Genomic DNA, 18,373 nt, shown 5'->3' on the forward strand with positions numbered 1-18,373 from the left:
TGAAAATAGCCTTCTAGGGTACTTTTCCCCCAGAAGGCTAGCTTGTTAAAGGTTAGCGAAAGTGGTTAGAATTCGTTGACAAACTTCTTGCAGTAGAGATTTAGGCATGGCTACATTGAGGCGGGCATGAAGACTTCCTTCATCCCCATAATCCAAACCAGGATTGAGGATAACCTTGGCTTCATTTTTCAAAAGCTCTTGTAATTTTTCATCAGTCAGGTCATAAGCTGAAAAATCAAGCCAAATCAAGTAGGTTCCTTGCGGCTTCATGACCTTGATTTTAGTCTCTTTTTCAAATAAATCTACCACATAATTAATATGGTCTTCAAAGACTTGCTTGAGTTCCTCTAACCAATCCTTCCCATAGCGATAGGCAGCTTCTGTTGCCAAATATCCCAACCCTGAGATTTCATGTTGATTATTAGCCAGCTGGCGTTTTTGGAAAGCCACTCTCAACTTGGGATTTTCGATAATGGCGTAAGAATTCTTGGTTCCAGCAATATTGAAGGTCTTGGTCGCACTGCTTAAAATCAGTGAAAATTCTTTAAAATCTTCATTTACCGTATTGAATGACTGGTGTTTATTTCCAAACAAGGCTAAATCTTGGTGAATCTCATCAGATACCAGCAAGACTCCATGTTTTTGACAAAGTTGTCCAATCTTCTCTAAGACTTCCTTTTCCCAAACGCGTCCACCAGGATTATGAGGATTGCAGAGAACGTAGAGTTTCACATCCTCTTCGACAAAGGCTTTCTCCAATTGATCAAAGTCAATCTCAAAAAGTCCGTCTTTTTCTACTAGAGAGTTGGTGATTAATCGACGATTATTGAGCTTAATGCTCCGAGCAAAAGGTGGATATACCGGTGTGTTAATGAGCACTGCTTCACCCTCTTTGGTAAAAGCTTGAATGGCTGTTGAAATGGCTGGTACTACTCCTTCGATAAAGACTAGAGCATCCTTATCAAAACGATAACCATGGTGTTTTTCTTCCCAGTCTTGAACTGCGTCAATCAATCCATCACTAGCATAGGTATAGCCATAGACTAATTGCTCTGCATAATCATGAACTGTCTGACGGATCTCAGGTAAGACTTCAAAGTCCATATCAGCAATCCAGGCCGGCAATACTTGACGGTCAGTCTCTGCTTCTTTCCATTTATAGGTATGGTGTCCAAAACGATTGGGCAGAGTCGTAAAATCATATTTTCCCATAGTCTTATCCTTCCAAGGCTTGACGCAAATCTTCAATCAAATCCCTAGCATCCTCAATACCAATAGACAAGCGTAAAAGGTCATCTGTTAATCCATAAGAATGACGAACCTCTGCCGGAATGTCTGCATGGGTTTGAGTGGTTGGATATGTAATTAGACTTTCTACACCACCCAAACTTTCAGCAAAAGAGAATACTTTCAAAGTATTCAAGATATGAGGGATTCGTTTTTCATCTGCCACTTTAAAGGAAATCATTCCCCCTCGTCCTGTATACAAAACTTCTTTGACAGCAGGTGATTGTTCCAAAAAGGATACAATCTCTTGAGCATTAGCTGTTGAGCGCTCCATGCGAAGTGATAAGGTTTTAAGACCACGAATCAATTGATAACTATCAAATGGTGACAAAACAGCCCCTGTCGTGTTGAGATTGTAAAAAAGTTTTTCGTACAAATCAGCATTATCTGTCACAACTACACCAGCTAGAACATCATTATGGCCTGCAAGGTATTTTGTCGCTGAATGCAGGACAATATCTGCTCCATCTTCAATTGGACGTTGGTAAATCGGGCTATAGAAGGTATTGTCGACGACAACTTTAGCACCCTTAGCATGAGCTAATTTTGACAATTTTTCAATATCAAATTCCAACATCAAAGGGTTGGTTGGTGTTTCAATATAGAGTACATCCACATCCTTTTCTAGCTCAGCAACTAGCTCTTCTTCTGTGTTGGCATAGGTAAAGTGGAAACGTCCTTCCTGTTCAACTTGATTGAACCAGCGGAAAGAGCCACCGTAAAGGTCACGGACAGCCAAAACCTTGCTTCCTACTGGAAAAACGCTAAAGGCTAACACAATCGCAGACATACCTGAACTAGTCGCCAAAGCATACTTGGCTGATTCAATTGCTGCCAAAACTTCCTCTGCCTTGCTACGAGTTGGGTTTTTGGTACGGGTATAGTCAAATCCAGTTGATTGACCAAATTCTGGATGCTGATAAGTCGTTGAAAAGTGAATAGGTGTAACCAAAGCACCTGTTGCTTCATCAGACTTAATTCCCGCTTGTGCTAAAATTGTGTTAATGTGAAATTCTTTGCTCATACAATACCTCCAAATCTATAGTAACTATTGTACCACTTATTTTGGATCCTTCGTTTTCTTGTTTTCAAGAGCTAGTTATAGTTTCAAACTATATAAAAACGATAGCCTCTTAAGAAACTATCGTTTTTCCTGTTGAATAGACTGATTATTTAATGTGTTTAGCTAATTCTTCTTGGGCTTTTTTGTTAGATTCCTCTTTTTCTTTCAGCCATTTTTGTCTAGCTGCTTCATATTCAGCCGTTGTGACTACTTTATCTTGCAATTTGACGTATTTGTATGATTCAACACCTTTATTTCCTGCTTGAGAGAAGGCAGCAGAGAATGGTACAGTTCTTCTCAATCCAGGAGTTCCTCCTTGAGAAACGTTTGGAAGAGCAAGCGAACTGTCAACTAACCAGGCTTGAGCTTCAGCGTACTTATCATAACGTTTGTTCAAATCTTGTTCAGCATTAGCTTCTTCTAACATCTTAGTATAGACATCCAAACCAACAGCTGTTGCTTTGGCATTTGCTTCTCCTGGTTCTAGACCAAGGTTTTGCAATGAGCCACCACTTGTTAAACTTAGAGTATCAAGGTAGGTTGATGGATCTTGATAGTCAGGTCCCCAACCACCGTTATAGAGGTCATAGTCTTTTTGCGCTGCCGTATTTGCTAGATAACCAATACTATCCATTTCTTCTGTAGTCAGCATTTGAATATCGATAACGACATTATCTGAACCTAGGACAGATTCAATAGACTGTTTGAAAGAGCTTGCCTCTTGGACACCCTTTTTAAAGGTTTGGTCAACTGGTAAATCCAGGTGAATTGGGAATTGAACACCTTTGGCTTCCAATTCTTTCTTGGCTTGTGCAAAAGTTTCTTTGGCCTTGTCAGCATTATAGTAAGCATCTTGGGCATCAGCAAAGTTCATATTATCCCAAACTTTACCGTAGTTAACCATCTTAGAAGCAACGACATCACCAAAATCTTTACCATCAAGTGTTACAAATGATGGTGGAACGAGCAAGTTTCTGATAATCTTAGTTGCTCCATCTTCCCCTTGAGATTGGGCACCATAAGCAGTACGGTCATAGGCAAAGTTGATAGCTTGACGGAATGATTTGTTTAAGACTGCTTCTTGCTGAGCTGTTTTTTCAGCATCTGTCGTTTTTGATGTGTGGTTATATGATTTTCTATCTAGGTTAAAGTTATAATAGTAGGATGTCGCATTCTGCATACTATAAATGATGTTATCTTTATATTTCTCTTTCACACCTGAGAAGCTTGAGCTATTTGGATAGAGACGAGCAAAGCTATAAACTCCCTCGCTAAAGCTACGAACTAGAGAATCTTGATCACTACCATCATAGTAGGTTAATTTAACATCATCTACAAATACATTTTTAGCATCCCAATAGTTTGGATTTTTCTTGTATTCCATGACAGATTTAGAGGTGAATGATTTAAGAATAAAAGGACCATTATACAAGATATTTGCTGGGTCCACCTTACCAAAGTCATCCCCTTTGGAATTCAAGAAATCAGCATTAACTGGGAACAAAATGGTTGCAGTTGTTTTTGAGTTCCAGTAAGATTCTGGGTGAGTCAAGGTATATTGAACTGTTTGGTCGTCAATAGCCTTTACACCAACTGTTGAAAAGTCTGTTGTTTTTCCGTTGATATAGTCATCCAAGCCAGCAACAGAGTCTTGAACGAGATAGAGAGCTTCAGATTTTTTATCAGCCGCATATTTCAAACCAGTCACAAAATCTTGTGCTGTAACTGGAGCGTACTCTTCACCATCTGCTGTATACCATTTGGCGTCCTTACGAAGTTTGTAAGTATAAGTCAAACCATCTTGGGAAACTGTCCAATCCTCAGCTAATGAAGGAATGTAGTTCCCGTATTGGTCATTTTCCATCAAACCATCTACCAAGTTTGTGACAACATCACCTGTTGTTGCGCGATTCTCTAAGAGATAGTTTAGACTAGATGGATCGCTACTATATACATAGTTGTATGATTTTGAAGAGCTAGCTGAGTTACCACAAGCTCCCAAGAGCAAACCAGCAGTTAAGACGACGCCTGCTAGCGTCAGGTATTTTGCCTTAGACTTTTTCATAAACAGAACCTCCAAATTTAAATATTTGTATCATTATACAGCTATTGTTTTTTTTAGTCAAGTAATAATTCTCTAAAAATTCATTTTTTTCTACATTTTTTATTTTTTTCTCTCTTTTTTAAATAAAAAATGAACAATTTAAACTTTTTTAGAGTTGAAAGTTCAAATTGTTCATTTTATTTATAAAGCATTATGATAATTTTAATCGTGCTCGTAACTGGTCAGCTTTTGCCTGTCCAATAACCTTATCTAAGAGACGAGTATAGAGACTCATGAATCCGTAGAGTCCACCACCGATTGTTCCGATTAGGGCGACATAGATGAAGCTCCAAAAACGTCCAGTTGGTTGGAAGACAAATCCTATCATCCATTGTAAGAAGCCTACCAAGATAAACATGACAAGAGTTAAAATGATCACTAGGATTGTTCGTTTTAGGATGATCTTTCGATGAACCCCTGTAATCTGACAGATCTCGCGATACATTAAAACAATTGGAATGATAAGACCGATGGTCGTTGAAATGAGAGGACCATAACTATGAAAAAGCGCTACTGATGGTAATTGTAAAACAATCTTAGCAATTGATCCATAAACAAAATACAAGACTGCCTTGCGGTTACGAAACATAGCCTGAAGCATAGGGGACAAGACCATGTACAATCCAAGAATGGTTGACTGCAAAACTGCAAAAACAAACAAGCCCATCGCCAAGCTATCTGGTTTACCGTAAAAGACTGTATAGAGTGGTTCTCCTACCATGACTACTCCAACCGTTGCAGGTAAGAGGAATAGGAAAAGCATGGTGATACTATTTTGAACCAAACGAGCTGCTGCTGGCAGATCCCCCTTGACATAGTTTTCTGTCAAGAGAGGCAGCCCAACGCTACCAATCGAAACTCCAACAGAAATGAGAATCATGGTGATTTTATTAGGATTGGCAGAGAAATAAGAAAACATGACAACTAAATCTTCATTATTGTAGTTGGTAAACCACTTCATGCTATTGATAAAGGTCATTTGGTCCAAAATTTGGAAAAGCTGAATAGCTGAACCTGTTATGATAAAAGGAATAGCTTCCTTAATCGTATCCATTAACAGATGTTTGCTATCAATCTTATCTCGTGTTTCAAAGACTTTTTGAAGCATTCCTTCTTTATAGAGGAAATAAAGCAAGACTGCGAAACTAGCTACCATTCCCACAAAGGCCGCAAAGGTAGATTGGGTAACCGCTGCTAGATAGTCTCCTGAACCAAGCTTCATGATGATAAAGGTTGCTAAGAGCATCCAAATAACTCGGATAACTTGCTCAGCGATTTGACTCATGGCATAAGGCTTGAGATTATTCATCCCTTGGAAAAATCCACGGATAACACTCATAGACGGGAAAATCAAGACAGCCCAAGCTAGACTCTGCATAATGGGAATCAAGTCCTTACCGACACCAGAAAGATCTGCCAACCAAGGCGCAAAGAGATATAAGACCAAAGCAAAGACAAGACCTAGTCCAGTCATAAAGCCCAGGAAACTCCGAATCAGAGCAAAACTATGCTCTTCTTCTTGCATAGTGTTATACTTGGCAACCTGCTTTGCGACTGCAACAGGGATACCTGCTGTCGAAATCAACAAGAACCAAGCATAGATATTGTAACCCATAGTAAAGAGACCATTAGCCTTAGCAGCATAAGTCCCCATCCAGATATACCAAGGGATGATGTAAATGGCCCCGAGCAGGCGACTGATAAAGTTACTAGCCGTTAGCCAGGCAGTTCCGCGTAACATCTGGGCCTGCTGATGATTATTTTCGTTAGACATAACTTCCTCATTCAATTTTAATAACGGAAATGTTCCTTATCTTCCATTATAAACTTTTCCTTGTTACTTGTAAAATTCAGACTTTCGGTTTACAATAGAAAGTATGATAAAGATTGAAACTATATTAGATATTTTAAAGAAAGATGGTCTCTTCCGTGAGATTATCGACCAAGGACATTACCACTACAACTACAACGATGTTATTTTTGACAACATCAGTTACGATAGCCGAACAACCAAAGAAAATACTCTATTTTTTGCAAAAGGAGCTGCCTTTAAAAAAGAATATCTATTTTCAGCTATCGCACAAGGGCTTGGTTGGTACGTGGCTGAACAGGATTATGAAGTTGGAATTCCTGTTATTGTTGTTAACAATATCAAGAAGGCCATGAGTTTGATTGCCATGGAATTTTATGGCAACCCTCAGGAGAAACTGAAAATCCTTGCTTTCACTGGCACTAAAGGAAAAACAACAGCAGCTTACTTTGCCTACAACATCTTAAGTCAACAACATCGTCCAGCTATGTTGTCAACCATGAACACGACCTTGGACGGTAAGACTTTCTTTAAATCTGCTCTAACAACTCCTGAAAGTATCGACCTCTTTGATATGATGGCACAGGCTGTTAAGCATGGAAGAACACACCTTATTATGGAAGTTTCCAGCCAAGCCTACTTGGTTAAACGAGTCTACGGTCTCACTTTCGATGTAGGAGTTTTTCTCAATATCAGTCCTGACCATATTGGTCCTATTGAGCATCCAACCTTTGAAGACTACTTCTACCACAAGCGTCTCTTGATGAAAAATAGCCGAGCAGTTGTCATTAATAGCGATATGGACCACTTCTCTGTTCTGAAAGAACAAGTTGTGAACCAAGAGCATGACTTCTACGGTAGCCAGTCAAATAACCAGATCGAAAACTCCAAAGCCTTTAGCTTCTCAGCTACTGGTAAATTAGCTGGAGACTATGATATCCAGTTGATTGGACATTTCAACCAAGAAAATGCAGTCGCTGCTGGACTTGCCTGTCTTCGTTTAGGTGCTAGTCTTGAAGATATCAAAAAAGGGATTGCGTCTACTCGCGTCCCTGGTCGTATGGAAGTTCTCACTCAGAAAAATGGCGCAAAAGTTTTCATTGACTATGCCCACAATGGTGACAGTCTTAAAAAACTAATCTCAGTTGTTGAAACACATCAGACTGGAAAAATTGCTCTAGTACTTGGCTCAACTGGAAACAAGGGAGAAAGCCGTCGTAAGGACTTTGGACTTCTTCTCAATCAACACCCTGAAATTCAAGTCTTTCTAACGGCTGATGATCCAAACTACGAAGATCCGATGGCCATTGCAGATGAAATCAGTAGCTACATCCATCATCCTGTTGAAAAGATTGCTGACCGTGAGCAAGCTATCAAGGCTGCGATGTCTGTTACAGATCAAGAACTGGATGCTGTCATTATCGCTGGTAAAGGAGCTGACTGCTACCAAATCATCCAAGGCAAGAAAGAAGACTATCCAGGTGATGCAGCCATCGCTGAACGTTATCTATAGTAAATTTAAAGAAGGCTAGGAAATTTCCTAGCCTTCTTCTATTTTTTTATAAAGATGAGTCTTTCTTTATCAAATTCTACAGTCAACTCATATTTTCCATCTTCATTTTGAACGATGTAACCTAATAAGACTAGGCTATCAACGAAAATATCTCTGCGTTTCTGCATGAGTTGATCTTTCTTAAGAAACTTGAGCAAAAAAGTAGTCATATACTTAAGGGCATACTCAGGATTGACATCCCCTAAAATTCCATAGAGCGCCTGCTGTTCTTCCGTCAAAGGATACTGATGTTTGACCTTATAAAAATAATTAGACAGTGTCATCTTTTCTCTTGCAAAATCGGTATATTCTTTTAAGATTGCTGCATTGGTTTGATTTCGCAATTCGGTCTGAAAATCTTTCTCCAGGATTTCTTGATAGATTGGACTATCATCTCTCACAAAGACTTCTTGGTCCAGTTCAAGAGATTCTGTAAATTCTAGAAAGGGAAGATTGAGATAATAGCGTTTATTTTCTCTCAAAATCAAACCCGCCTTAATGTATTCCTCCAAATACTTGTCAACTGGAAGATCTGGAAACTGAGCCTTGATTTCACGCAGGATAACATCATCATGCTGATCAAGATAGTCTACCAAATCTCTAAAGAATGGTTGTCGCGTCAAACGAGATGGATTAAAAATCTGAATCATGAAGATTCCTTTCTTTACAAACTAAAAGTGGTGATACTGCTAATTGACTCGGGTTAGTGCCAGGCTGATTCAGAGGTACAGGAAGTCCCAAATCTCGATAATATTCTCTCCAGAAATCACTAATTTCCTGTATATTATCCCCAAACTTCATGGGAATGGTCTCAAAAATAGGAAGAATTTCTGCTACAAACTGAGAACAGTAAAAACCAGCTCCGTCGGGATAAAAGGAAGCATTGTAGGGAGCGCCTAAAAGGCTCTCTGCCAGCTTTTTGACTTCTTTTTGATCCATTTTTGGATAGCGATAAAGGTCATATACTTTCTCAGCTTCAAAGAAATCCTCAGGAGCCTGGGCAAGGACGCCACCTTCCACCGTAGCATGATAGACCTGTCCGTCCAAAAAGATAGCCACGTGACTGTAGTTACCTGTAGATTCCTGGATGCCCTGTCCTATATCCGAATCATCTTTCACAAAAATCAAATCGCCATTTTCTAACATGATCTCCTCCTAGCAAAAAAGGAGTCGAAACTCCTTTTTTATCATGGGTTTCCCCATCTATCATTATGCATTAAAGCTTTCAGTCAATTGTGGTACCACTTGTTTCTTACGTGAAACAGCACCTGGAAGGAAAGCATGGTTGTTTTCAAGTTTGAAGTTGAAAGCTGCTTCTACCTTGTCCATGTTGGCACCAAGTGCAAGAATTTCTGAGTTTGAGTTGACGATGTCTGTAATCATCAAAACAAAGTCAGAGTAGCCGTTTGCTGCATTTGCGGCTTGGATGGCTGCTTCGATTTCAGCTTGGCGTTCCAAGACTTCAGCAATATCAACTGTATTCACTTGGGCAACACGTACGTTGTTACCGTTCAATTCAAAAGTCTTTGCATCGATGTCGATCAATTCTTCTGCTGACTTGCTTGCCAAATTTGTACCAGCCTTGAGCATTGCAAGACCGTATTCTTCCAAGTTCACACCAGCTAATTCAGCCAATTCAGGCGCAATCACCTTATCAGATGGGTGTGTTGTTGGAGATTTCAAAAGAAGAGTATCTGAAATTAAACCTGATAGCATCAAACCTGCGATTTCTTTTGGAACAGCTACACCGTGTTCTTTGAACATGCGGTAAACGATAGATGATGCTGATCCAACTGGTTCCAAACGCATGTAAAGTGGACTGGCAGTTTCAAAGTTAGCCACACGGTGGTGATCCACCACACCATAAACTTCAACTTCAGCAATATCTGAAACTGATTGTTGGAATTCATTGTGGTCAGTCAAAATGACTTGTTCTACACCTTCTGCTTTAGCTGATGTGATAACGCGCGGTGCTTCCACACCAAAATAGTTCAATACGAAAGTTGTTTCTTCATTTGGAGTTCCAAGAGCCACCGCTTCTGTATCCAATCCATAAGCCTCTTTTGCAAGATAGGCAAAGGCTACAGATGAACCAATAGCATCTGAATCTGGATTTTGGTGACCAAATACTAGAATCTTAGACATGATAATACCTCGTTTCTTTATTCTCTTTATTGTAGCATTTTTTTCAATTTTTGACAAAAGTAAGAGGAGTCAAAGAACTCCCCTCTAGTCTTCAAAATGACTGATTAAATTTTTTTCTTGGTTTTCAGATAAAAATCTTTCCTTCTGTGGCCTCTTCTTACGTTTTAGAAGCGCTTCAGCCGACATGGCTTCTTCTTTACTATCGAAACCTTCTACATAGATAAGTTTTACTGGCAACCGAGCTCGTGTGTACTTGGCTCCCTTACCACTATTGTGAACGGCGATTCTTTTTTTAACATCCGTTGTATAGCCAGTATAGTAGGTACCATCACAACATTCTACCACATACATGTAAGCCTTATGATCCATAGTAAATCTCTTGAATTTCTGGAGTATAGGAACCATCATCATTATGAACAATGAGTGGTGGCAGAACCTTAAAACCACTAGTGGAGCCGTCCTTGATAGCCTCGATCAAAAGCATATTGGCTTCTTTCTCCCGTTTAGGGTAAACAAATTGCAGACGCTTTGGAGCTAGATTATGCTGTTGAAGCGTGTCTAAAATATCTAACAATCGATCAGGACGATGGACCATGGCCAAACGCCCATTGGATTTGAGAATACTCTGGGCACTACGGCAGATTTCCTTAAGATTGGTCGTAATTTCGTGCCGAGCCAACAAATAGTGCTCACTCTCGTTCAGATTAGAATTTGGGTCCACCTTAAAATAGGGAGGATTGCATAAAATCAAATCAACCTTACTCCCCTGAATGTAAGCAGGCATATTTTTCAAATCATCACAAATGACCTGCATCTGTTCTTCTAAGCCATTTAATCGGACTGACCGGTCTGCCATATCCGCCAATCGTTCCTGGATTTCAACAGACAGAATTTTCGCCTTAGTACGACTACTGGCAAAAAGTCCAACAGCTCCATTACCCGCACAAAAATCCACTATCAAGCCATTTTTAGGAAAGCGAGGAAAGCGTGACAAAAGTACACTATCCACCGAATAGCTAAAAACCTCTCTATTTTGAATAATCTTGATATCTGTAGAAAAGAGCTGATTGATTCTCTCTCCTGATTTTAATAATTCTTCTACCATACTTCTATTATAACAAACTATATTAACATTTCAAGAGAGAAAAAATCAATTAAGACTTTTTCTTATTTAGATTAGAAATAGCTTCCTTGGTCCAGATAGGCATCATGCGAGCCAAAGGAGCAAATCCGTATTTGACACGGTCACTTGAAAAACGTCTCCGTCTCGGTAATTGATGTTTCTCTTCTTCCAAAGTCCGAATAGAAAGACTTGCTTTCCCTGTATATTCGTCCAAATCGACAACCTGGACTTGAACTTCTTCACCGATTTTCAGTACATCATAGATATTCTCGATAAATCCTGTACGAATCTCAGAAATATGAATCAAGCCTGTGATACCAGTCTCTAACTCCACAAAGGCTCCATAAGATTGAATCCCTGTAATTCGCCCTGTTAGCTTATCACCTATTTTCATCCTAGTCCTCGATTTCAATCGTTTCGATAACGACATCTTCAACTGGCTTGTCCATTACACCTGTTTCTACACCTGCAATTGCATCCAGAACTTCATAAGAAGCTTCATCTGCAAGCTGTCCAAAAACTGTGTGACGACGATCAAGGTGAGGAGTTCCACCTTGTTCCGCATAAATTTCCGCAATTGGTTCTGGCCAACCACCACGAGCAATTTCTTTCTTAGAGTATGGCAAGTGTTGATTTTGCACGATAAAGAACTGGCTACCATTTGTATTTGGCCCAGCATTAGCCATAGAAAGGGCTCCGCGGATATTGTAAAGTTCTTCTGAAAACTCGTCCTCAAATGACTCACCATAGATTGATTCGCCACCCATACCAGTTCCAGTTGGATCTCCACCTTGAATCATAAAATCTTTAATAATACGGTGGAAAATTACCCCGTCATAGTAACCGTCTTTAGACAGAGCAATAAAGTTGGCTACTGTTTTTGGTGCGTGATCAGGGAAAAGTTTGATACGCATATCCCCGTGATTTGTCTTAATAGTCGCAATTGGACCTTCTACTGCTTCAATGTCTACTTGTGGAAAATGTAATTCTTTTTCTACCATACCAAATCCTTCTAAGGCATCAAAGATGCCATCTTCTTCTAATGTTTTTGTAATATAATCTGCTTTTTCTTTGATTTTGTCATGAGAAACACCCATAGCGACACTAATGCCTGCATAATCAAAGAGCTCTAAATCGTTAAGTCCGTCCCCAAAAACCATGACGTTCTCTGGTTTAAGACCTAAATGTTCTACAACTTTTGCTACACCAGCTGCTTTTGAACCTGAAATCGGCACAATATCTGACGAATGTTCATGCCAACGTACCATACGCAAAGTCGATGCTAAACTTTCAGGCAAAGTCAGGTCATCTCCCTGATCCTCAAAAGTCCACATCTGATAGATGTCTTCTTTTTCATAAAAATCAGGATCAACATCCAAGTCAGGATAAATTGGATCAATGGCCTCACTAATCAACTTAGTTCTAGTGGAGAGTTTAGCAGTATGACTACCAACTAAACCATAGTCAATCCCCACTTCCTTAGTCCAAGCAATATAGCTTTCAACCTTATCTTTAGAGATTTTGTTACTATCAATCACATTGCCTTTTTTATCCTCAATATAGGCACCATTCAGAGTAACAAAAAAGTCAGGTTTAAGTTCGCGAATCTCTGGAACGACACCGAAAATTCCACGACCAGTCGCAATCCCAGTTAAAATACCTTTTTCACGTAATTGTTGAAATACTGTTGGAATTGAGGTTGGGATAAAACCAGTCTTTGAGTTTCGCAAAGTATCATCAATATCAAAAAAAACAATCTTTATCTTTTTTGCCTTATATCTTAATTTCGCATCCATCTCATTGCCTCCTTCAATTCACTCTTTCCATTATACCATAAAGTAGAGAAATCCCACATCCCCAATAAAATCCTTGTCTCTTATCCGAATTCCTTTACTAGATACAAAACCAAATCATCATTATTTTGGCTAGTTGCATTCATTTCTAAGGGTTGATTTCGATACCAGACACCTGTCCCATCTGGAATGTAGCCCCGTCTGATATACAATCTCTGGGCAGGGCCATAGCCTAAGTGCAAACCTACACCAAGAGTGACCTTACTCGAGACAAACTTGACTCGTTTTTCTGCTTCTTCTAGCAGTTGATTCCCAATCCCTTGATTTCGAAAAGGCTCAAACACATTAAAATCTGATAATTCTGGATAGACTTCTGCAAAAGGACCATGTTTAGCAGAGGGCAAAATGGTAACGTAGCCCGCTACAACACCATCAATCTCTCCAACTAAGACTTCTCTCTCCCCACTTTCCTGTTCCAGAAAATATCTAGCCAAAATTTCCTCTCTACCAGGCCAACCTTGATTCATAAATCCATGAGATAAGGATTCAATATCAGACTTAATCATATTTCTAATCGTACAATTCATCTTTGACTTACCCACCTTCACTCTTACTATTACCATTATAGCACGCCAAGGTCAGAAAAAAACTATCTCGTGAAAAAAGACCCAACCGGGTCTGAAAAAGAGGTCCACTCGGACCCAAACTCGCTCTCTCATTTCAAGGCTCGTGAAAAAAAGACTCGTAAGGGTCTTAATTCGCTTTCTTGTTTTCAAGCTCATGAAAAAGAGGTCCACTGGACCCAAACTCGCTCTCTCATTTCAAAGCTCGTGAAAAAAAGACCCACCCGGGTTTTAATTCGCTTCCTTATTTTCGGGCTCATGAAAAAGAGGTCCACCGGACCCCTTTTTTTAATCTTCGTTTACGAAAGGCATCAAAGCCATTACGCGAGCGCGTTTGATAGCTGTTGTTACTTTACGTTGGTTTTTAGCTGAAGTTCCTGTTACACGACGAGGAAGGATTTTCCCACGTTCTGAAACGAAACGGCTAAGAAGCTCAGTATCTTTGTAATCAACATATTCAATTTTGTTTGCTGCGATGTAATCAACTTTTTTACGGCGTTTGAATCCGCCACGACGTTGTTGAGCCATGTTTTTTTCTCCTTTATAGTATTAATTGTCCATTAGAATGGTAAATCATCATCTGAAATATCCAAAGGATTTGTTGTTCCGAATGGATTTTCATCACGTGAAAAGTCAGGCACTGATTGAGTAGGTGCTGAATAGTTTGAACTTGGTGCAGAATAAGCTCCACCAGTATGTCCTTCACGCACACTACGGCTTTCCAACATTTGGAAATTCTCAGCCACGACTTCCGTCACGTAGACACGTTGTCCTTGCTGGTTATCGTAACTACGAGTCTGAATACGGCCTGTCACCCCGATAAGTGAGCCTTTTTTTGCCCAATTAGCAAGATTTTCAGCCTGTTGGCGCCACATAACGACATTGATAAAATCAGCCTCACGTTCGCCATTTTGACTCTTAAATGTACGGTTTACTGCAAGAGTAAAAGTCGCAACTGCTACATTTGATGGGGTATAACGCAACTCAGCGTCACGAGTCATACGCCCTACAAGTACAACATTGTTAATCATAATCTACCTTCTTACGCGTCAGTTTTGACGATCATGTGACGAAGAATGTCAGCGTTGATTTTTGAAAGACGGTCAAACTCTTTAAGAGCTGCATCATCATTTGCTTCAACGTTAACGATGTGGTAAAGTCCTTCGCGGAAATCTTGGATTTCGTATGCAAGACGACGTTTTTCCCATGTTTTTGATTCAACAACAGTTGCACCGTTGTCAGTCAAGATAGAGTCAAAACGTGCTACCAAAGCGTTTTTCGCTTCTTCTTCAATGTTTGGACGAATGATATAAAGAATTTCGTATTTAGCCATTGATATGTTCCTCCTTTTGGTCTAATGACCCCAAGACTTTGCAAGGGGTAAGTGAGGTTTGCTCACAATAAATTATTATACTAGAAAAAAATTTTTTTCGCAAGTAAAAAATGCTTCTATTTTATTTTTTACAGTTTTTTTGCAGAAGTTTGTGCAATTTCTTCAACCTGAATATTCTCAGAATCAAATTTCTGTTTAAAGTTAGCTAGATCAACCGTTCCCTCAATTTGAACTTCGATAACAATCTTACCATCTTTACGTGGAATATTAACAGTATGAGAGATATTAAGATTTTCCTCAACGATTAAAGAAACAATCTTACCAAGTACCCCAACTTCATTTTCTGTGATAAAACGAACACGGATTCCCTCTTCGCCATAACCAGAAATTTCAAGAAATGCTCTGAATACATCACGGTCAGTAATGACACCATAAACTTGTTCATTATCAATAACTGGCAAGATTCCAATCTTATTTTTCAGCATAAGATAGGTTGCATCTTCCAAACTTGCATAACCGGAGACAGTTACAACATTACGAATCATGACGTCTTTTACCTTTGTTTTATTAAGCAAGTAATTCATCTCAAAGATTGAAAGACTCGTTGCTTTTGATGGACTGGCTTCAGCAATTGTTCCTTCTGTTACTAGACCAACTAATTTATCATTTTCAATAACAGGAAGACGATGCAAACCTTGTTCGCGCATCAAGTCTGCTGCATGTGCTACAGTCGTATCTGGGCTAATATATACGACCTTTCGTGTCATAAAATCTTTAACTGCCATAGGAACTCTCCTTTATGTTTATAGCTTTATTATACACTTTTTACGAAAATCAATCAAACGCTTTCATCTCTTTTTCAAGATTCTGAAAACTCTGAAATACTATAAAAAGAGCCCTATATTAGGGCCCTCAATCTTATGATTATGTAATTTGTTTGGCAATCTTTCCCGCAGACTAAGACAATCTTTATCTGCCGACTAAAAAGGTCCTCCGGACTAATGTGGATTGCTTTGCAATCTTTATCTGCCGACTAAAACAATCCACTGGTTCTGATGATTGCCAAGCAATCTCTATCCGCCGACTAAAAAGGTCCCCCGGACCTTTTTAGCCACCTAGATATGCTTTTCTGACTTCGTCTGATGCTGCGAGCTCTTTACCTGTTCCTGATAGGACAATCTTTCCTGTTTCCAGTACATAGCCTCGATCTGCGATGGCAAGTGCCTTATTGGCATTTTGCTCGATCAAAAGAACGGTCGTACCTTGTTTTTGAATATCTTGGATGATATCAAAAATTTCTTGGATAAAAATTGGAGCAAGCCCCATTGATGGTTCATCTAAGAGAAGAAGTTTAGGCGTTGACATAAGCGCACGTCCCATTGCAAGCATCTGCTGTTCACCACCTGATAGGGTAGCTGCATCTTGGTTTTTACGTTCTTCTAAACGCGGGAAACGTGAAAATACTTTTTTCAGATTTGCTTGATTTTCTTCACGATTTTTCTTAAGGAAGGCTCCCATTTCCAAGTTTTCCATAACTGTCAAACCAGGGAAGACGTGACGTCCTTCTGGTACTTGAGAAAGTCCTGATGCCACAATTTTTTGTGCAGGCATCTTTTGGATTTCTTGTCCTAAAAATTCAATCCGACCAGAACTTGGACGAACAAGGCCTGATAAGGTACGAAGGATGGTTGTTTTACCAGCACCATTTGCACCGATAAGGGAAACAACTTCTCCTTCATTTACTTCAAAGCTCACATCACGTACAGCTTGAATCATACCATAGTGTACTGAGAGGTTTTCAACTTTTAACATAGACATTAGGCTTCACCTCCAAGATAAGCTTCGATAACACGTTTATTACTCTTGATTTCATCTGGTGTCCCGTGAGCAATCAAACGGCCGTACTCAAGAACATAAATACGCTCCGTAACTTCCATAACCAAGTTCATATCATGTTCAATCAGCATGATAGTAATGTTGAATTCATCCTTAATACGACGAATCAACTCAGTCAATTCTGCAGTTTCTTGTGGATTCATACCCGCTGCAGGCTCATCCAAGAAGAGGATTTTAGGTTCTGTAGCAAGAGCACGAACAATCTCTAAGCGACGTTGTTGACCATAGGCTAAATTTTTAGCTAGAGTTTCAGCATCTCCATCCAAATCAAAGATTTTTAGTAATTCTAAGGCTTTAGCTTTCAATTCTTTTTCATTCTTATAAAAAGTTGGTAAGCGCAAGAAACTTGCAAAAACATGTTGTTTATGATGATTGCTAAATGCAATCAGAACGTTATCCAAAACTGTCAAGTCTTTAAAAAGGCGGATATTTTGGAAGGTACGCCCTAAACCAAGAGATGCGATTTTATAGGGTTGCTTGCCATTTAATAAGTGACCATCCAAGGTTACTGTTCCTTCGCTTGGTTCATAAACACCTGTCAACAAGTTGAAGAGGGTTGTTTTCCCAGCACCATTCGGTCCAATCAAACCAACAAGTTCACCTTCGTTCAATTCGAGAGTGACGTCCCCAACGGCTGTCAGACCACCAAAATGTTTGGTTAAATTTTTTACTTCAAGCAATGCCATTAGTTTTGTCCCTCCTTCTTACCTTTTTTAAAGAGACGTGATAGGCTCAATTCCCATGTCCCAAGAAGACCACCTGGTCTGAAGATCATAACGAGTACTAAGGCCAAAGCATAGATAATCATACGAACGCTGGCCACGTCTTGAAGGAGCATGTTCAAGATTCCAAGCACGATTGCAGCAACAATTGCCCCTGTAATGGATCCTAAACCACCAAATACAACGATAATCAATACATTGATAGAGTTGATGAACGTATAATCTTTTGGTACGACTGATCCGATAAATCCTGACTGAAGAGTACCAGCGATACTTGCAGTAACAGCACCAAAAACAAAAGCGATGATTTTGATTTTTGTAGTATTTACCCCTACTGACTCAGCAGCAATCTCATCTTCACGAACAGATAAAGTTAAACGCCCGATAGGACTACGAAGGAAATTGAGAGTAGCAATCGTTGTAATCACAGCAAAGAAATATACCATTTGCCAAGTTGTAAAGTTAGGAATCCCCAAAATACCAGCTGCACCGTTTGTAAGGCTTCCACCATTAATAATGAAGATACGAATAATTTCAGCAACACCAAGTGTCGCAACCGCAAGATAATCCCCTTTCAAGCGTAAGGTAGGAATTCCAACGACCAAGGCAACCAGACCAGCAATGATTGCACCGAGCAACATAGCTCCAAAGAATGCACCATAGGTTGGAGATTTTGATCCGATAATGGCTGCTGCATAGGCACCAATAGCCATAAATCCAGCATGTCCAAGTGAAAACTGACCAGAAAACCCAACGATAAGGTTAAGACCTACTGCTAGAATAATGTTGATACCGATTTGTTCAATAATCTGAATATGGAAAAGGTTCAAGACTCCTACAGAAACCAATAGGCTAATCAAACCATATCCAAGCAACAAAAGGAATAACCATAGAATATTAACTTTTAAATTTTCTTTCATTG

General features: G+C 39.5%; 20 protein-coding genes. 1 reads left to right on the forward strand and 19 read right to left on the reverse strand.

The window, feature by feature from the left end; genetic code table 11:
• Positions 1–45 precede the first annotated feature (45 nt).
• The 4 genes from O3633_RS02695 to O3633_RS02710 all read right to left on the reverse strand — a co-directional run bounded on the left by O3633_RS02695 (position 46) and on the right by O3633_RS02710 (position 6,228).
• Complete coding sequence (locus O3633_RS02695; protein ID WP_371620296.1) at positions 46–1,212, reverse strand: MalY/PatB family protein; 1,167 nt, start codon at positions 1,210–1,212, stop codon at positions 46–48.
• 4 nt (positions 1,213–1,216) lie between these two features.
• Positions 1,217–2,311: a cystathionine gamma-synthase gene (locus O3633_RS02700; RefSeq protein WP_371620297.1), complete on the reverse strand. Its 1,095-nt coding sequence runs from the start codon at positions 2,309–2,311 to the stop codon at positions 1,217–1,219.
• A 145-nt stretch (positions 2,312–2,456) separates the two neighbouring features.
• Positions 2,457–4,415 carry a peptide ABC transporter substrate-binding protein gene (locus O3633_RS02705; RefSeq protein WP_371620298.1) on the reverse strand — a complete coding sequence of 653 codons (1,959 nt, stop codon included), beginning with the start codon at positions 4,413–4,415 and terminating at the stop codon, positions 2,457–2,459.
• 190 nt (positions 4,416–4,605) lie between these two features.
• Positions 4,606–6,228, reverse strand: coding sequence for a putative polysaccharide biosynthesis protein (locus O3633_RS02710; protein WP_371620299.1), 1,623 nt, complete (start codon positions 6,226–6,228; stop codon positions 4,606–4,608).
• Positions 6,229–6,331: 103 nt separating this feature from the next.
• Here O3633_RS02710 and O3633_RS02715 point away from each other — a divergent pair, with 103 nt between their 5' ends.
• On the forward strand, positions 6,332–7,777 hold the full coding sequence (locus tag O3633_RS02715) for a UDP-N-acetylmuramoyl-L-alanyl-D-glutamate--L-lysine ligase (RefSeq protein WP_371620300.1): 1,446 nt from the start codon (positions 6,332–6,334) through the stop codon (positions 7,775–7,777).
• Between the two features lie 38 nt (positions 7,778–7,815).
• Here the strand turns inward: O3633_RS02715 and O3633_RS02720 are convergent, their stop codons facing one another.
• The 15 genes from O3633_RS02720 to O3633_RS02790 all read right to left on the reverse strand — a co-directional run bounded on the left by O3633_RS02720 (position 7,816) and on the right by O3633_RS02790 (position 18,371).
• Positions 7,816–8,466, reverse strand: a complete 651-nt coding sequence (locus O3633_RS02720; protein ID WP_371620301.1) for a DUF1803 domain-containing protein — start codon at positions 8,464–8,466, stop codon at positions 7,816–7,818.
• A complete protein-coding gene (locus O3633_RS02725) occupies positions 8,450–8,962 on the reverse strand; it encodes a YiiX/YebB-like N1pC/P60 family cysteine hydrolase (protein ID WP_371620302.1) in 513 nt (170 codons plus the stop codon). The genes O3633_RS02720 and O3633_RS02725 overlap by 17 nt, the downstream gene beginning before the upstream one ends.
• 63 nt (positions 8,963–9,025) lie before the next feature.
• Positions 9,026–9,961, reverse strand: coding sequence for a manganese-dependent inorganic pyrophosphatase (locus O3633_RS02730; RefSeq protein WP_371620303.1), 936 nt, complete (start codon positions 9,959–9,961; stop codon positions 9,026–9,028).
• A gap of 84 nt (positions 9,962–10,045) precedes the next feature.
• Positions 10,046–10,330 carry a GIY-YIG nuclease family protein gene (locus O3633_RS02735; RefSeq protein ID WP_371620304.1) on the reverse strand — a complete coding sequence of 95 codons (285 nt, stop codon included), beginning with the start codon at positions 10,328–10,330 and terminating at the stop codon, positions 10,046–10,048.
• Positions 10,320–11,066 carry a tRNA1(Val) (adenine(37)-N6)-methyltransferase gene (locus O3633_RS02740; protein WP_000229054.1) on the reverse strand — a complete coding sequence of 249 codons (747 nt, stop codon included), beginning with the start codon at positions 11,064–11,066 and terminating at the stop codon, positions 10,320–10,322. Before O3633_RS02740 ends, O3633_RS02735 begins: the two co-directional genes overlap by 11 nt.
• Positions 11,067–11,115: 49 nt before the next feature.
• Positions 11,116–11,478, reverse strand: coding sequence for a S1 RNA-binding domain-containing protein (locus tag O3633_RS02745; protein ID WP_000689622.1), 363 nt, complete (start codon positions 11,476–11,478; stop codon positions 11,116–11,118).
• A 1-nt stretch (position 11,479) separates the two neighbouring features.
• Positions 11,480–12,880 (reverse strand): bifunctional Cof-type HAD-IIB family hydrolase/peptidylprolyl isomerase, encoded by a 1,401-nt coding sequence (locus O3633_RS02750; RefSeq protein ID WP_371620305.1) that lies wholly within the window; start codon positions 12,878–12,880, stop codon positions 11,480–11,482.
• Positions 12,881–12,960: 80 nt separating this feature from the next.
• Positions 12,961–13,464: a GNAT family N-acetyltransferase gene (locus O3633_RS02755; protein WP_371620306.1), complete on the reverse strand. Its 504-nt coding sequence runs from the start codon at positions 13,462–13,464 to the stop codon at positions 12,961–12,963.
• A 324-nt stretch (positions 13,465–13,788) separates the two neighbouring features.
• Positions 13,789–14,028, reverse strand: a complete 240-nt coding sequence (gene rpsR / locus O3633_RS02760) for a 30S ribosomal protein S18 (protein WP_000068664.1) — start codon at positions 14,026–14,028, stop codon at positions 13,789–13,791.
• 32 nt (positions 14,029–14,060) lie between these two features.
• Positions 14,061–14,531 (reverse strand): single-stranded DNA-binding protein SsbA, encoded by a 471-nt coding sequence (gene ssbA, locus O3633_RS02765; protein WP_000609604.1) that lies wholly within the window; start codon positions 14,529–14,531, stop codon positions 14,061–14,063.
• A gap of 11 nt (positions 14,532–14,542) precedes the next feature.
• Entirely contained in the window at positions 14,543–14,833 is a 291-nt protein-coding gene (rpsF, locus tag O3633_RS02770) for a 30S ribosomal protein S6 (protein ID WP_001151786.1), read from the reverse strand.
• 128 nt (positions 14,834–14,961) lie between these two features.
• Complete coding sequence (locus O3633_RS02775) at positions 14,962–15,618, reverse strand: CBS domain-containing protein (RefSeq protein WP_371620307.1); 657 nt, start codon at positions 15,616–15,618, stop codon at positions 14,962–14,964.
• 322 nt (positions 15,619–15,940) lie between these two features.
• Positions 15,941–16,651 (reverse strand): ABC transporter ATP-binding protein, encoded by a 711-nt coding sequence (locus O3633_RS02780; RefSeq protein WP_000062228.1) that lies wholly within the window; start codon positions 16,649–16,651, stop codon positions 15,941–15,943.
• Positions 16,651–17,415, reverse strand: a complete 765-nt coding sequence (locus tag O3633_RS02785; protein ID WP_371620308.1) for an ABC transporter ATP-binding protein — start codon at positions 17,413–17,415, stop codon at positions 16,651–16,653. The genes O3633_RS02780 and O3633_RS02785 overlap by 1 nt, the downstream gene beginning before the upstream one ends.
• Positions 17,415–18,371 carry a branched-chain amino acid ABC transporter permease gene (locus O3633_RS02790; protein WP_000662278.1) on the reverse strand — a complete coding sequence of 319 codons (957 nt, stop codon included), beginning with the start codon at positions 18,369–18,371 and terminating at the stop codon, positions 17,415–17,417. Before O3633_RS02790 ends, O3633_RS02785 begins: the two co-directional genes overlap by 1 nt.
• Positions 18,372–18,373: the final 2 nt, after the last annotated feature.

Origin of the sequence: Streptococcus sp. 27098_8_22 (assembly GCF_041432415.1) — a bacterium.
Classification (GTDB): domain Bacteria; phylum Bacillota; class Bacilli; order Lactobacillales; family Streptococcaceae; genus Streptococcus; species Streptococcus pseudopneumoniae_M.